We start from the raw sequence: 13299 nt of genomic DNA, 5'->3' as shown, positions 1-13299 counted from the left end.
CACGACCCGGAGACACCTCCCCATGGCACACCGAGAGCAGCACCGGCCCGCGTCCGCGCCGCCGGACACCGTCCAGTTGAACCACACCGCCGTCTACGCCCGCGACCGGCGGCTGTCCGCCGCGTTCCTCGCCGCGGTCCTGGGCCTCGAGGTCGGCGCCCCCTTCGGGCCCTTCCTCCCCGTCGACCTGGGCAACGGCGTGACCCTCGACTACTACGAGCTGCGCGAGGAGCCGATCCGGCCGCAGCACTACGCCTTCCTCGTGCCCGAGGAGCGCTTCGACGCCATGATCGACCGCCTGGAGGCGGTGGGGGTCACCTACTACGCCGACCCCCGGCACACCGAGCCCGGCCGGATCAACCGCCTCTTCGGCGGCCGGGGCGCCTACTTCGAGGACCCGGACGGCCACAACATGGAGATCATGACGCGGCCCTACGTACGGCCGTAGCGGACCGGCGCCCGAGCCCGGGCGGGGCCTTCCGCCCGGGCTCCCCGCGTCCGCCCCGCCGGAGGAATCCCGGAAGGATCAAGGAAAATCCCGCCTCCGGGCGGTGATCTTCCGGCAAGATCGCGAGTCCGCCGGTGTTCTCGCAGGTCAGCGCATGATCAACCCTCGGCCCTTGGAGGGCGGTGGCCGGTCGTGCTTAGCTGCGTCCGACAAGGTTTCCCACCGACAGACGTCTCACGGGGGTGTGACAGGCATGGCCGCAGGAGGTTTCTGCAAGCTGCCCGACGGGCGGATGGTGGTGGCGCTGACCCTGCCCAGGCCGGTCGGCCGCCCCGCCTCCGGAGCCGTCCGGACCGGCGCGGACGGCACCGTACGCGTCCTGGTGCACGCCGTGAACCGGGCCCGCGCCCTGACCCGGCTGCGCAACCTCGGGCTGCGCGCGGTCTACCTCAGCGGCAACGCCGAACCGCCCACCGAGGACGAGATCACGGCGGTGCTGCACCACCCCGACGGGCTGATATGGCGGGCGAGCACCGGCGGTGCGGCCGAGCTCTGGCACCCGATCCGGGCGTTGCTGCCCGCGCCCCGGTACTGGCCCGGCGCCGAGGCCGCGAACGGACTGCGCGCCGCGGACCTGGCCCCGGCGGGCCCCGCCCCGGGCGGCAGGAAGCCCGGCGCGCTGCCCCCGTCCTGGCCTCAGACCACCGGCTTCCCGGACAGCTCCACGCCCGCCTCGCGCATCTCCTGAAGCGCCTGCTCGGTGCTCTCCTCGGCGACCCCGGCGGTCAGGTCGAGCAGCACCTGGGTGCGGAAGCCCTCCCGGGCCGCGTCGAGCGCGGTCGCCCGTACGCAGTGGTCGGTGGCGATGCCCACCACGTCGACCTCGGTGATCTCGCGGGCCCGCAGCCACTCGGCGAGCGGGGTGCCGTTCTCGTCGGCGCCCTCGAAACCGCTGTAGGCGGCCGAGTAGGCGCCCTTGTCGAAGACCGCGTCGATGCCGCCGGAGGCCACCGCGGGCGCGAAGTTCGGGTGGAAGCCGACGCCCTCGGTCCCGGCCACGCAGTGCGCGGGCCAGCTGCGCCGGAAGTCGGGCCGGTCCGAGAAGTGGTCGCCCGGCGCGATGTGGTTGTCCCGGGTGGCGACCACGTGCCGGTAGCCCGCCGGGGCCTGGCCGATCAGCTCGGTGATCGCCGCGGCGACGTCGGCGCCGCCCGCGACCGCGAGGGACCCTCCTTCGCAGAAGTCGTTCTGCACGTCTACGACAATCAGGGCGCGGCGCATGGTCGGTGTCCTTCGGCAGTACGGGCTTCTTCGAATGGTGGGGCCGGTGAACCCGAGCGTAGAGACTGCGGGGGCGGAGCGGGAGGGTGTGTCCGGCTGTCGGATGCGCGAGCGGCTCGTGCTGCGTGTGCATTCCCCCTCACCCGGTGTTCATGCCCGCCCGCCGGCCCCCTGACCCGCGCCGGGACGCCCGGATACGTCCTGGTCCGGGCGCCCCGGGTCCCGGCCGCACACCTGGCCCCGGGGGTACGCCGGGTCCCGGACGCACGCCGGGTCCCGGAGGTACAGCGAGTCCCGGACGCCCGCCGCGCCCCCGCCGCCCGCCGGGTCCTCAGGCGCACGCCCGGCCTCAGAGGTACTCGGTGGGCAGCACCGGCTCACCGCGGGAGAGCTGGGTGGCCGAGAGCGGCAGGGAGGCGCGGGCCGCCGCGTGCCGCTCGCGCACGGTGTCCAGGGTCTCGCGGGCCAGCACCTCGCCGCCCTTGACCAGCTCGACCAGGAGCTCGCGCCCGGCCACCTCGGTGGGCAGGCTCCCGGTGCCGATCACCTCGGCCTCGGCGACGCCCTGCGCGTCCAGGCGGCGGGCGGCCCATTTGCGGCCGCCGATCGAGGTCTTGCCGCCGGTGGACCTCTTCGCCACCGGCACCAGCGGGGCGGCCGGGTCGGCGGACTCGGCGCGGGCCACCAGCTTGTAGACCATCGAGCAGGTCGGGTGCCCCGAGCCGGTGACCAGCTGGGTGCCGACCCCGTAGGCGTCCACCGGGGCCGCGGCCAGCGAGGCGATGGCGTACTCGTCCAGGTCGCTGGTGACCACGATGCGGGTGTTCCGGGCGCCCAGCTCGTCCAGCTGCTGGCGGACCCGGTGGGCGACCAGGAGCAGGTCCCCGGAGTCGATGCGGACGGCGCCCAGCTCGGGCCCCGCGATCTCCACGGCCGCGCGGACCGCCTCGGCGACGTCGTAGGTGTCCACGAGCAGGGTGGTGCCCTGGCCCAGCGAGTCGACCTGGGCGCGGAAGGCGTCCCGCTCGGTGTCGTGCAGCAGCGTGAAGGCGTGCGCGGAGGTGCCGACCGTGGGGATGTCGTAGCGGAAGCCCGCGGCCAGGTCCGAGGTGCTGGTGAAGCCGCCGATGTAGGCGGCGCGGGAGGCGGCGACCGCGGCCAGCTCGTGGGTGCGGCGGGCGCCCATCTCGATCAGCGGGCGGCTGCCCGCGGCCGAGGACATCCGGGAGGCCGCCGCGGCGATCGCCGAGTCGTGGTTGAGGATCGACAGGATCACCGTCTCCAGGACCACGCACTCGGCGAAGGAGCCCTCGACGCGCAGCACGGGGGAGCCGGGGAAGTAGACCTCGCCCTCCGGGTAGCCCCAGATGTCGCCGCCGAAGCGGTAGGCGGCGAGCCAGTCCAGGGTGGCGCCGTCCACGATCTTCTTCTCGCGCAGGAAGGCGAGCTGGTCCTCGTCGAAGCGGAAGTTCTCCACCGCGTCCAGGACCCGCCCGGTCCCGGCGAGCACCCCGTAGCGGCGGCCCTCGGGCAGCCGCCGGGTGAACGCCTCGAAGACCGAACGGCGGTGTGCCGTACCGGACTTGAGGGCGGCTTGCAGCATGGTGAGTTCGTACTGGTCGGTGAAGAGCGCGGTGGAGGGGACCCCCACCCGCCGCCCGCCGCCGCGGGCGCCCGACGCGCGCCCTTCCTCAGCTCCCAGCCCCTGATCCACCGAGTGCATGTCTGCTTCTCCTCGCGATGCGCACGGGCGTCCGGCACCTGCCGGGTCACCGGGACGGGCCCGGTTTCGTTCGACAGACCGGATGCTACCCCCATCTCGTCAGTCTGACGATTTCTCGGGTCCGTTTGTGCGCCACGCCACCTCAGGTGGCAGCATGGCGGTGTGACCGCTCCCGCTCCCATGGAAACCGAACGCACCGAAGCGGCGGAGGAGACTTTCGCCGTGCCCGAGCCGGACCTGCCCTGGGTCACGATCGTGCACAACGACCCGGTCAACCTGATGAGCTACGTGACGTACGTGTTCCAGACGTACTTCGGCTACTCCAAGGACAAGGCCACCAAGCTCATGCTGGACGTGCACCACAAGGGCCGCGCCGTGGTCTCCAGCGGGAGCCGCGAGGAGATGGAGCGCGACGTGCAGGCACTGCACGGATACGGTCTGTGGGCCACCCTCCAGCAGGACAGAAAGTAGACGGGGTCACTCAAGTCCATGGCAGGTCATTTCGAAGCGATCCCGGGGGGCGGCGCCGCCGTCGCCCTCGACGAGGTCGAGATCTCGATCATCCGCTCGCTCTCCGTCCAGCTCCTGGAGCTGGTCGGCCCCGGGCCCGGCGGTGAGGACTCCGGCTCCGCCGACCCGCTCGACGAACTGTTCGCCGAGGGCCCGAGCGAACCGCCCTCCGACCCGGTGCTCCGGCGCCTCTTCCCGGACGCCTACGGCGGACCCGACGGCGCGGCCGAGGGTGCGGGCGGCGACCCGGCGGCCGAGGAGCAGCAGCGCGCCTACTCCGCGGAGTTCCGGCGCTTCACCGAGAACGACCTGCGGGCCCGCAAGCGGGAGGACGCGCTCGCGGTGATCCGCAGCCTCGACTCGCTGAGCCTGGAGCGCGAGGGTGGCGCCGAGGAGGCCGAGGCCCTGCTCGAACTGAGTCCGGAGCAGTCCCGGCAGTGGCTCAGCTCCCTCAACGACCTGCGGCTCGCGATCGGCGCCCGCCTCGACGTCGCCGACGAGGAGGACACCGACCTCCTCTACCGGCTCCCGGACAGCGATCCGCGCAAGCCGATGGTGATGGCCTACCTCTGGCTCGGCGGACTCCAGGAGACCCTGGTCGGCACCCTGATGCCCTGACCGCCCCGCACCTCAGCCCTCCCGCGGCCGCCCTCGTGGCGGCCGTCGCGGTGTCCGGGCTCACGCCTGCGGCGCCGGTGCGGAGAGGGCGGCGGACCCCGCAAGCGACTCCCGGTGGCGTTCGCTCAACGGACGCTCAACTCCGTATAACGATCCCGTCACCCCCACTGCGGCTTTCGCTGTGGCAAGCGAGTTTTGTCCGGTTCTTCCTGTGGGGTGTGCCACAAGTGTCCGCTCCGGGCGCTCCGGATGCCGTGATACATCTTCACGACCACCGGCGGGACGCCACCCATGTCGCCGCCGGGGCGCACCCGCCGGGCCGACCGCCCGGCAGGCACTCCATCAGCATCCGGGGGGATCGGGACCCGATCCGCGGCCTTGACTCGGCGCGGGTCGGCCATGGAGAAAGGCGCTCGAACGATGACCTCAGCGCGGGTCGGCAAGCAGCAGGACGGCCCGGCGGCCGACGCCGCCGGAGCGCCCGGCGCCCACCAGGGCGAGGGCTACCAGCGCGGGCTCGGTGCCCGGCAGATCCAGATGATCGCGATCGGCGGTGCCATCGGCACCGGCCTGTTCCTCGGCGCCGGCAAGGCCATCGCGAAGGCCGGGCCGAGCCTCATCCTCGCCTACGCGATCGCGGGCCTGGTGATCTTCTTCATCATGCGCGCCCTCGGCGAACTGCTCATGTACCGCCCGGTCTCCGGCTCCTTCTCGGAGTACGCCCGGGAGTTCGTGGGCCCCTTCGCGGGATACGTCACCGGCTGGACGTACTGGCTCTTCTGGGTCGTCACCGGCATCACCGAGGTCACCGCGGCCGCCGAGTACATGACGTACTGGTTCGACATCCCGCAATGGGTCTCGGCGCTGGTCTTCACGCTGATCCTCTACGGGGTGAACCTGATCTCCGTGAAGGTCTTCGGTGAGCTGGAGTTCTGGTTCTCGATGGTCAAGGTCACCGCGATCATCGGCATGATCCTCATCTGCGCCGGCATCCTCACCCTCGGCTTCTCCGACGCGGGCGACACCGCCTCCGTCAGCCACCTCTGGTCCGACGGCGGCTTCTTCCCCAAGGGCATCGGCGGCACCCTGATGACCCTGCAGATCGTGATGTTCGCCTTCCTCGCGGTCGAGCTGGTCGGTGTCACCGCGGGCGAGTCCAAGGACCCGAAGAAGACCCTGCCCAAGGCGATCAACACGGTGCCCTGGCGGATCGCCGTCTTCTACGTCGGCGCCCTGATCATGATCCTCTCGGTGGTGCCCTGGACCCACTTCCAGCCGGGCGTCTCGCCGTTCGTCGCCGCCTTCGAGAAGATGGGCCTCGCCGCGGGCGCGGGCATCGTCAACTTCGTGGTGCTGACCGCGGCCCTGTCCTCCTGCAACTCCGGCATGTACTCCACCGGCCGGATGCTGCGCGACCTCGCCCTCAACGGGCAGGGGCCCCGCTTCTTCACCCGCCTCACCCGCAGCGGCACCCCGCTGGTCGGCACCACCTTCTCGGCGGCGCTGATGATGGTCGGCGTCTGGATCAACTACCAGTGGCCCGGCGAGGCCTTCGACTACGTGGTCTCCTTCGCCACCATCTCCGGCATGTGGGCCTGGATCATGATCCTGGTCTGCCAGATCCGCTACCGCGCCAAGGCCGACCGCGGCGAGCTGCCCGGCTCCTCCTTCCGCGCCCCCGGCGCCCCGTGGACCAGCGTCTTCTCGCTCGCCTTCATCGGCATGGTCATCGTGATGATGGGCATCGACAAGGACGCCCGGGTCTCGCTCTACTGCGCCCCCGTCTGGGCCCTGATCATGTTCGTCTCCTACCAGGTCCTGAAGTCCCGCAACCCGGACGCCTTCGACCGCACCCCGGTCCAGGGCGCCGCCGCCCCGCGCGACTGAGGCTCCCGGACACCCCGGTGTCCAGCATGCGGGCCGTCCCGTACCAGCCTGTGGTACGGGGCGGCCCGCCGCATATTCTGGTCCCCATGCTGACCCTCACCCAGGACCTCTACGACAAGATCGTCGCGCACGCCCGGCAGGACCACCCCGACGAGGCCTGCGGAGTCGTCGCGGGCCCTGCGGGCAGCGGGCGCCCCGAGCGGTTCGTGCCGATGCTGAACGCCGCCCGCTCGCCCACCTTCTACGAGTTCGACTCCGCGGATCTGCTGAAGCTCTACCGGGAGATGGACGACCGGGACGAGGAGCCGGTGATCATCTACCACTCGCACACCGCCACCGAGGCCTACCCCTCGCGCACCGACCTCTCCTACGCCAACGAGCCCGGCGCCCACTACGTCCTGGTCTCCACCGCCGACACCGACGGGGCCGGGGAGTTCCAGTTCCGCTCCTTCCGGATCGCGGAGGGGGAGGTCACCGAGGAGGACGTGCAGGTCGTGCAGGCATACTGAGCGGCGACCTTGGGCGGCAGGAGCCAGGAAGCCGGTGCGAATCCGGCACGGTCCCGCCACTGTGACCCCGCCCCGCGGGGAAGCCAGGAACTGACCTGCCGCCTCTTCCACCGGTTGCGGAGGCCTGCGAGCGGATTCCGGTCCCCTCGCCGAGGAGCACAGGGGAGAAGCCGCTCGTCGCCGACCCGGACCTCGTCCACGGCGGGTACGGCAGCGCCTGCTCCGGGTGCGACGGCCGGGCCCGCGGCGACCACGCGAAGTCCGGCATCGACACCCGCCTCGACACCGAGAACTGCCTGGACGGCGCGGCCGCGCCGTCCGGCGAACGATGCACACCAGGTGAAGACAAGCTCAAGGGGGAGCAGGTCGCGGTCCCGAGACACATCACCCCAGGCCTACGCGGTTGTCGCGATGCCGCCGTCGACGGGGATGATGGTGCCTGTCAGGTAGGCGCCTGCCCGGCTGGCGAGGAACACGGCGACGCCCGCCATGTCGTCGTCGCGGCCGATCCGGCGCAGTGGGGCCGACGCCGCGATGGCCTCGCCGAACTCGTCGAGGGTTGCCACCATCATGGCCGAGGGGAACGGCCCCGGCGCCACGGCGTTCACGGTGACGTGCTGCGGTCCTAGTTCCTTGGCGAGCACTCTGGTGAGTTGATGCAGTGCGGCCTTGCTGCTGGAGTACGAGTAGTTGGGCCGCTGGGGGACGTGGATGGCGGCGATGCTGCCGATATTGATGATCCGCGCGGGGTCGTCGGCGGTGCCCGCCCCGCGCAGCGCGGGTAGCAGCGCTTGGACTAGCCAGAATGGCGACTTCAGGTTGAGGTCGACGACCGTGTCCCAGGCCGCGTCGGGGAACGTCGCCAGTGGCTCGTCCCACATGGCGCCCGCATTGTTGACGAGGATGTCGAGGCGCTCAGATTCGTCGGTGACGAGGTCAGACAGTCGCCGACATTCGTCGTGGCGGGATAGGTCGGCGGGGATGGCCCGCACCTCACCAACTGTGGACAGCTGCTCCTGCGCCTGAGCGCACGCTTCTGCGTTGCGTGAGCTGATGACCACGCGAACGCCTGCCTGGAGGAGGCCACGCGCGATCATCATTCCAATGCCTCGGGTGCCGCCGGTGACCAGCGCGCGCTTTCCACTCAGATCGAAAAGTTCCGCATGCGTTGCGAATTGCTTGTTTGCCACTTGCTGCCCTTCAGCTGATCGTGAGAGATGATGCGTCGACGCATTGGGTATTCGGTTCAGCTGTCTCGACGCTATGGCGTTGAAGCACACTTCAAGCAAGCTGATCCCGGTCCCGACGGCCCGCGGGCGCCCGCCTCAAGCGCGAGTCGGTAGGGGGCCGGCCGGCCGACTTCGCTCCGTCGAGGTGGCACGGACCTGCGAGGGGAGCGCGGCATCTTTGGCCGGGTCGCTCTGATCTGTCGTGGGCGCTGGCGTGACGGCACGCCACGATCAGGTGGTCGAAGGTGACGATCGCCTGCTCGCTGCGGGCGGGATGACCACGATGCGTCCCCCGCAGCTCAGAACCCCCGGAGCATCGCACCCCAGTGCGTGTAGGGCCGGGAGCGCTGCTGCCGAACACGGCTGTCGGGCGACCATGCGCTGAGGGGCAGATGGAAAATCCGTCTCAATTGTCGGACCGGGTTGCCACACTGGGCGGATGAATGAGGGATCACCCAATCCGTGGCAGGTGGCAGCGCAGCAGATCGATGCCCGGATCAAGGAACTCCAGCCTGAGGCCGATCGCCACGTTGTCGGTCAGCACGTGATCTCCAGAGTGCTACTCAAGCGTTTCGCCATTCCGTTCGGCAGCCAAGGGCTCAAGCTCGTGCCCTTCAACCTCGACCACCCCGACGGTTTGCACAAGGCGGCAAGTCCGCGCGCGTGCGGCAAGGTCCCGTACTTCGCGCGCTTCGCTTCCGCCTCCCTGGAACAGGTATGGGGAAAACTCGAGACACGCATACCCGACGCCGCGCGCGCGGTGGATCGAGGCGATGTCTTCCACAATGAGCAGCACGTGCAGACCCTCAAGGATCTCGTCGCCCTGCACCTGGTCCGCTCCCTGAACTACCGCAACATCCACGAGCGCATCTTCACCAAGGTCTACACCGAGCACCGCACCGCCCTACTTACAGAAAGGTCCGACCTGCTGCGCCGCGCAGTACTGCAACGCAGCGGACTTCACCTCTCTGGACCGCAGGGTCTGGCCACGGCGGCCACGGCGGCAGACGAGATCTTGAGCCCGCACATGGCGAACTTCGAGAACGGTGCGGACTTCCGGGCGCGGATCGAGATCACGTTCGCCAAGGCGAAGGAGATGATCAGCGATGCTGGACTGGAGATTCTGGTGCCCGCTGCAGGGGAGTTTCTCCTGGGCGACACCCCGGCCCTGGCGATTCAGCAGAGCGGAACCAGAATCGCCTTCAACGTTGCGATCGGTGACTCCACCGCCATTGTGTTGCCTTTCGGTCCCAGGCATCTCTTGGTCGGTAGGACCCCCCGCAACGGTCTGAGCACCGTATCCGAGGAGACGGTTGACTTGCTCAACCGGCTTCAGATTGAGGCAGCACAGCAACGCGTCTACTTCCGTCCTCGCAGCGGTCAAGATGCCATCGTCCGCAGATACCTCAAACAGGGCGGCCGGGCCAGGAAAGAGAAGCTGCAGGCGGCTTCATCCCCCGATGGCCGGGCGTCGAAGGTGAGCGGCCTCACTCGGCAGAGCCCCCACCCCCTCAAACAAGCCAGGCGAACCGTCCCCCGATCGGCGAACAGGCAGCCACGCAGCGGGCCCGCCGGGGCCAGGCGCTGCGCCGAGGCTTTTGTAGGACGCCTTCTTCCTTCGCCGTCGGCAGGGGAATCGCCCGCAGTTCCTTGTCGGAGACGGGTACGACTTCGTCCGCGGTGAGCTGACAGCCTTTGCCGACCTTGCGGTCCTCGATCTCGCAGACCTTGCGGGTGCGGACCCGGCCCCTGTCCTCCAGGTGGTACTGGCGGAAACGGATCGCGTGGGTCTCGGTGGCCGCGGTGGAGGCCCGCCCCGCCGAGGTCCTCACCGCCGAGCTGCTCGCGGCGGTCTACGGGGTGCGCGCCGAGGTGAGCGTGCACCCGCGGACCGGCTCGCCCACGGTCACCTATCTGCCCGGTCCCGTCTGACGAACAGAATCCGTCCAGGATACGAGACGCCATTCCGGAACCCGGACCGGGAATCGCTACGATGCCCCCATGGTTCTCCACGACGTGAGCGAAACGACGACGCCGGGCGCCCCGCTCGCCGCGTCCGCTCGCGCGCGCTCCGCCTCCGGCCTGCTCGGGGCCTTCGGCTGCGGAGCGGCGCGGCTGCACGTCGACCTGTGCAGGCTCGCCAGCGCCATCTGTCAGCACTGACACCTGCCGCCGCCCGGCCATGGGCCCGCGGCGCAAGCCCCCGCGCCGAGGGGCCCCCGGGGCCCCGCGCCCCTCCCCGATCTGCCCTCCCGAAGGAGCCCACCACCATGGCCATCGAGGTCCGCATCCCGACCATCCTCCGTACCTACACCGACGGCCAGAAGGCGGTCGAAGGCAACGGGGGCACCCTCGCCGAACTCCTCGCCGACCTGGACTCGCGCCACACCGGCATCCGCGAGCGGGTCGTCGACGGCGAGCAGCTGCGCCGCTTCGTGAACGTCTACCTCAACGACGAGGACGTGCGCTTCCTCGACGGCATCGACACCAAGCTGAGCGACGGCGACAACGTCACCATCCTCCCGGCCGTCGCCGGCGGAAGCCGCTGATCCCGGATGCGCTACGACAGCCCCCTCGCCGCGGTGGGCAACACCCCCCTGGTGCGCCTGCCGCGGCTCTCGCCCGCCGAATCCGTCCGCATCTGGGCCAAGCTGGAGGACCGCAATCCCACCGGCTCCGTCAAGGACCGGCCCGCCCTGCACATGATCGAGCAGGCGGAGAAGGACGGGCGGCTCACCCCGGGCTGCACCATCCTCGAACCCACCAGCGGCAACACCGGCATCTCGCTGGCCATGGCCGCCCGGCTCAAGGGCTACCGCATCGTCTGCGTACTGCCCGAGAACACCTCCTCGGAGCGGCGTGAACTGCTCGCCATGTGGGGCGCCGAGATCATCTCCAGCCCCGCCGCGGGCGGCTCCAACACGGCCGTGCGGGTCGCCAAGGAGCTCTCCGCCGAGCACCCGGACTGGGTGATGCTCTACCAGTACGGCAACCCGGACAACGCGGGCGCCCACTTCGCCACCACCGGCCCCGAGATCCTCGCCGACCTGCCCTCGGTCACCCACTTCGTCGCGGGCCTCGGCACCACCGGCACCCTGATGGGCGTCGGCCGCTATCTGCGCGCCAACAAGCCCGAGGTGAAGATCGTCGCCGCCGAGCCGCGCTACGACGACCTGGTCTACGGGCTGCGCAACCTCGACGAGGGCTTCGTCCCCGAGCTGTACGAGGCCTCCGTGCTCACCTCCCGCTACTCGGTGGGCTCCGCCGACGCCGTCACCCGTACCCGTGAACTCCTGCGCGAGGAGGGCATCTTCGCGGGCGTCTCCACCGGGGCCGCCCTGCACGCCGCGCTCGGCGTCGGGAAGAAGGCGCTGGACGCGGGCGAGGAGGCCGACATCGTCTTCGTCGTCGCGGACGGCGGCTGGAAGTACCTCTCCACCGGCGTCTACACCGCCGCCACCACCGAAGAGGCCATCGAGACCCTTCAGGGCCAGCTCTGGGCCTGAGCCACCCGGACCGGCCGCGGGAGGGGCGGACCGCGGACCCGAGCCGCCGCGTACGGTCCGGCCCGCCGCCCCGACCGCACCCGCCACGCACCGAGGGCGCACCCCGCACACCGGGGGTGCGCCCTCGCCCCTTTCCCCCTCCCGGGCGCCCCGCACACCTGCCGCCGCGGGCTTTTCCGTACACCTCTGCCCGGGGCCATCCGAACCGGTGACAGCGCAGGTGAGTTCTCCCACAACGACCCGCCGCGAAGGAGCGGCCCCCAGTTCCGCGCCTTACCCTCGACGGACCCGTACGCCCCCCGTCCCCTGCCAGCGCGGAGGTTCCAGCTCCCATGAAGCTCACCGTCGTCGGCTGCTCGGGGTCGTTCCCGTCCGCGGAATCGGCCTGTTCGAGCTACCTCGTCGAGGCCGACGGCTTCCGGCTGCTCCTCGACCTGGGCAACGGTGCCCTCGGCGAGCTGCAGCGCCACTGCGGTCTCTACGACCTCGACGCGATCTTCCTCAGCCATCTGCACGCCGACCACTGCATCGACATGCTGGGCTACTTCGTCGCCCGCTACTACCGGCACGACGGCGGCCGCTGCCCCGCCCTGCCCGTCTACGGCCCCGAGGGCACCGAGCAGCGCCTGACCACCGCCTACGCCGACACCCCGAGCGCCTCCTCGATGAGCGAGGTCTTCGACTTCCACACCGTCAAGCCGGCCGCCTTCGAGATCGGCCCCTTCGCGGTACGCACCGAGCGGGTGCGCCACCCCGTCGAGGCCTACGCCATCCGCCTCGAACACGGCGGCCGCTCCCTCACCTACTCCGGCGACACCGGGGTGGCCCCCGAACTCGACGCCCTCGCCGAGGGCAGCGACCTCTTCCTGTGCGAAGCCGCCTTCACGCACGGCAAGGAGGACGTCCCCGACCTGCACCTCAACGGCCGCGAGGCGGGCGAGAGCGCCCGGCGCGCGGGCGTGGGCCGCCTGGTGCTGACCCACATCCCGCCGTGGACCGACGCCCGGACCAACCTCGCCGACGCCCGCGAGGTCTTCGAGGGCCCGGTCGAACTCGCCGCGCCCCGCGCCACGTACGAGATCTGAGCCCGCGCGAGCACCGCGCCCCCGCCCCCCGAAGGCCCCGCGTCCGCACCGCGCGCAGGGCCTTCGCCGGTGCCGGGCGGGCCGAGGCCGGGGGCCGGGGCACCGCCCGTGAAGATCGGCGGACCGTGGGTTACCGTGACAAAACGGACCGCGTGGGCGCGGGCCACCGAAACCCCCGGAGCGCACCATGGCCACCAAGGCAGAGAAGATCGTCGCCGGACTGGGCGGAGTCGAGAACATCATCGAGGTCGAGGGCTGCGTGACGCGCCTGCGCACCGAGGTCGAGAACCAGGACAACGTCGACGAGGCCGCGCTCAAGGCGGCCGGCGCCCACGGGGTCGTCAAGATGGGCAGCGCCGTGCAGGTCGTCATCGGCAGCGACGCCGACCCCGTCGTGCACGAGATCGAGGACATGATGTGAGCCCCGGCCGCGCGGCCCTCGCACCGGGCCGCGCGGCGGGCACCCGGCCCCGGGCCGCCAGGGCGGCGTACGGGGGCCTCTG

At 70.9% G+C, this 13299-nt stretch carries 15 protein-coding genes, 1 pseudogene and 1 riboswitch; of the genes and pseudogenes, 13 read left to right on the top strand and 3 right to left on the bottom strand.

Translation table 11 applies throughout. From position 1 onward, the window contains the following. The first annotated feature begins 22 nt into the window (after nt 1-22). Nucleotides 23-448: a VOC family protein gene (locus MID12_RS10355; RefSeq protein ID WP_263166359.1), complete on the top strand. Its 426-nt coding sequence runs from the start codon at nt 23-25 to the stop codon at nt 446-448. Nucleotides 449-701: 253 nt separating this feature from the next. After that, nucleotides 702-1034: pseudogene (locus tag MID12_RS10350) on the top strand (hypothetical protein); the annotation flags it as partial. A gap of 110 nt (nt 1035-1144) precedes the next feature. Here the strand turns inward: MID12_RS10350 and MID12_RS10345 are convergent. Together MID12_RS10345 and MID12_RS10340 are read right to left on the bottom strand one after the other, a co-directional pair. Further along, nucleotides 1145-1729: an isochorismatase family protein gene (locus MID12_RS10345; RefSeq protein ID WP_040249172.1), complete on the bottom strand. Its 585-nt coding sequence runs from the start codon at nt 1727-1729 to the stop codon at nt 1145-1147. A 349-nt stretch (nt 1730-2078) separates the two neighbouring features. Continuing rightward, nucleotides 2079-3452 (bottom strand): nicotinate phosphoribosyltransferase, encoded by a 1374-nt coding sequence (locus MID12_RS10340; RefSeq protein ID WP_263166355.1) that lies wholly within the window; start codon nt 3450-3452, stop codon nt 2079-2081. A 180-nt stretch (nt 3453-3632) separates the two neighbouring features. On the opposite strand from MID12_RS10340, the gene clpS reads away from it, so the two are divergent. The 4 genes from clpS to MID12_RS10320 all read left to right on the top strand — a co-directional run bounded on the left by clpS (nt 3633) and on the right by MID12_RS10320 (nt 6976). Continuing rightward, entirely contained in the window at nt 3633-3923 is a 291-nt protein-coding gene (gene clpS / locus MID12_RS10335; RefSeq protein ID WP_040249169.1) for an ATP-dependent Clp protease adapter ClpS, read from the top strand. Nucleotides 3924-3941: 18 nt separating this feature from the next. Next, nucleotides 3942-4580, top strand: coding sequence for a DUF2017 domain-containing protein (locus MID12_RS10330; protein ID WP_040249166.1), 639 nt, complete (start codon nt 3942-3944; stop codon nt 4578-4580). 420 nt (nt 4581-5000) lie between these two features. Then, entirely contained in the window at nt 5001-6467 is a 1467-nt protein-coding gene (locus MID12_RS10325; protein ID WP_052482239.1) for an amino acid permease, read from the top strand. 86 nt (nt 6468-6553) lie between these two features. Continuing rightward, nucleotides 6554-6976, top strand: coding sequence for a Mov34/MPN/PAD-1 family protein (locus MID12_RS10320; protein WP_040249163.1), 423 nt, complete (start codon nt 6554-6556; stop codon nt 6974-6976). Continuing rightward, a riboswitch (cobalamin riboswitch) is annotated at nt 6949-7090 on the top strand. It overlaps the preceding gene by 28 nt. A gap of 281 nt (nt 7091-7371) precedes the next feature. Here MID12_RS10320 and MID12_RS10315 read toward each other — a convergent pair. Continuing rightward, the gene (locus MID12_RS10315) at nt 7372-8166 is read right to left on the bottom strand and encodes an SDR family oxidoreductase (RefSeq protein ID WP_263166350.1); all 795 of its coding nucleotides are present in this window, start codon (nt 8164-8166) and stop codon (nt 7372-7374) included. Nucleotides 8167-8644: 478 nt separating this feature from the next. Here MID12_RS10315 and MID12_RS10310 point away from each other — a divergent pair, with 478 nt between their 5' ends. From MID12_RS10310 to MID12_RS10275, 7 genes are all read left to right on the top strand, one after another. Continuing rightward, on the top strand, nt 8645-9889 hold the full coding sequence (locus tag MID12_RS10310) for a DUF4238 domain-containing protein (RefSeq protein WP_263166348.1): 1245 nt from the start codon (nt 8645-8647) through the stop codon (nt 9887-9889). Between the two features lie 110 nt (nt 9890-9999). Further along, nucleotides 10000-10137 carry a hypothetical protein gene (locus tag MID12_RS10300; RefSeq protein WP_411576935.1) on the top strand — a complete coding sequence of 46 codons (138 nt, stop codon included), beginning with the start codon at nt 10000-10002 and terminating at the stop codon, nt 10135-10137. 69 nt (nt 10138-10206) lie between these two features. Continuing rightward, nucleotides 10207-10368: a putative leader peptide gene (locus MID12_RS10295; protein WP_107071301.1), complete on the top strand. Its 162-nt coding sequence runs from the start codon at nt 10207-10209 to the stop codon at nt 10366-10368. A gap of 107 nt (nt 10369-10475) precedes the next feature. After that, nucleotides 10476-10754, top strand: a complete 279-nt coding sequence (locus MID12_RS10290) for a MoaD/ThiS family protein (RefSeq protein ID WP_040249153.1) — start codon at nt 10476-10478, stop codon at nt 10752-10754. A gap of 6 nt (nt 10755-10760) precedes the next feature. Further along, nucleotides 10761-11711 carry a PLP-dependent cysteine synthase family protein gene (locus MID12_RS10285; RefSeq protein WP_263166342.1) on the top strand — a complete coding sequence of 317 codons (951 nt, stop codon included), beginning with the start codon at nt 10761-10763 and terminating at the stop codon, nt 11709-11711. A gap of 332 nt (nt 11712-12043) precedes the next feature. Next, nucleotides 12044-12796: an MBL fold metallo-hydrolase gene (locus tag MID12_RS10280; RefSeq protein WP_040249147.1), complete on the top strand. Its 753-nt coding sequence runs from the start codon at nt 12044-12046 to the stop codon at nt 12794-12796. 187 nt (nt 12797-12983) lie between these two features. Further along, entirely contained in the window at nt 12984-13217 is a 234-nt protein-coding gene (locus MID12_RS10275) for a glucose PTS transporter subunit EIIB (protein WP_040249144.1), read from the top strand. The last annotated feature ends 82 nt before the right edge of the window (nt 13218-13299 follow it).

This window comes from Streptomyces sp. SCSIO ZS0520, assembly GCF_025643355.1.
Taxonomy (GTDB): Bacteria; Actinomycetota; Actinomycetes; order Streptomycetales; family Streptomycetaceae; genus Streptomyces; species Streptomyces physcomitrii.
This window is presented reverse-complemented; position numbering and strand designations above follow the sequence as displayed.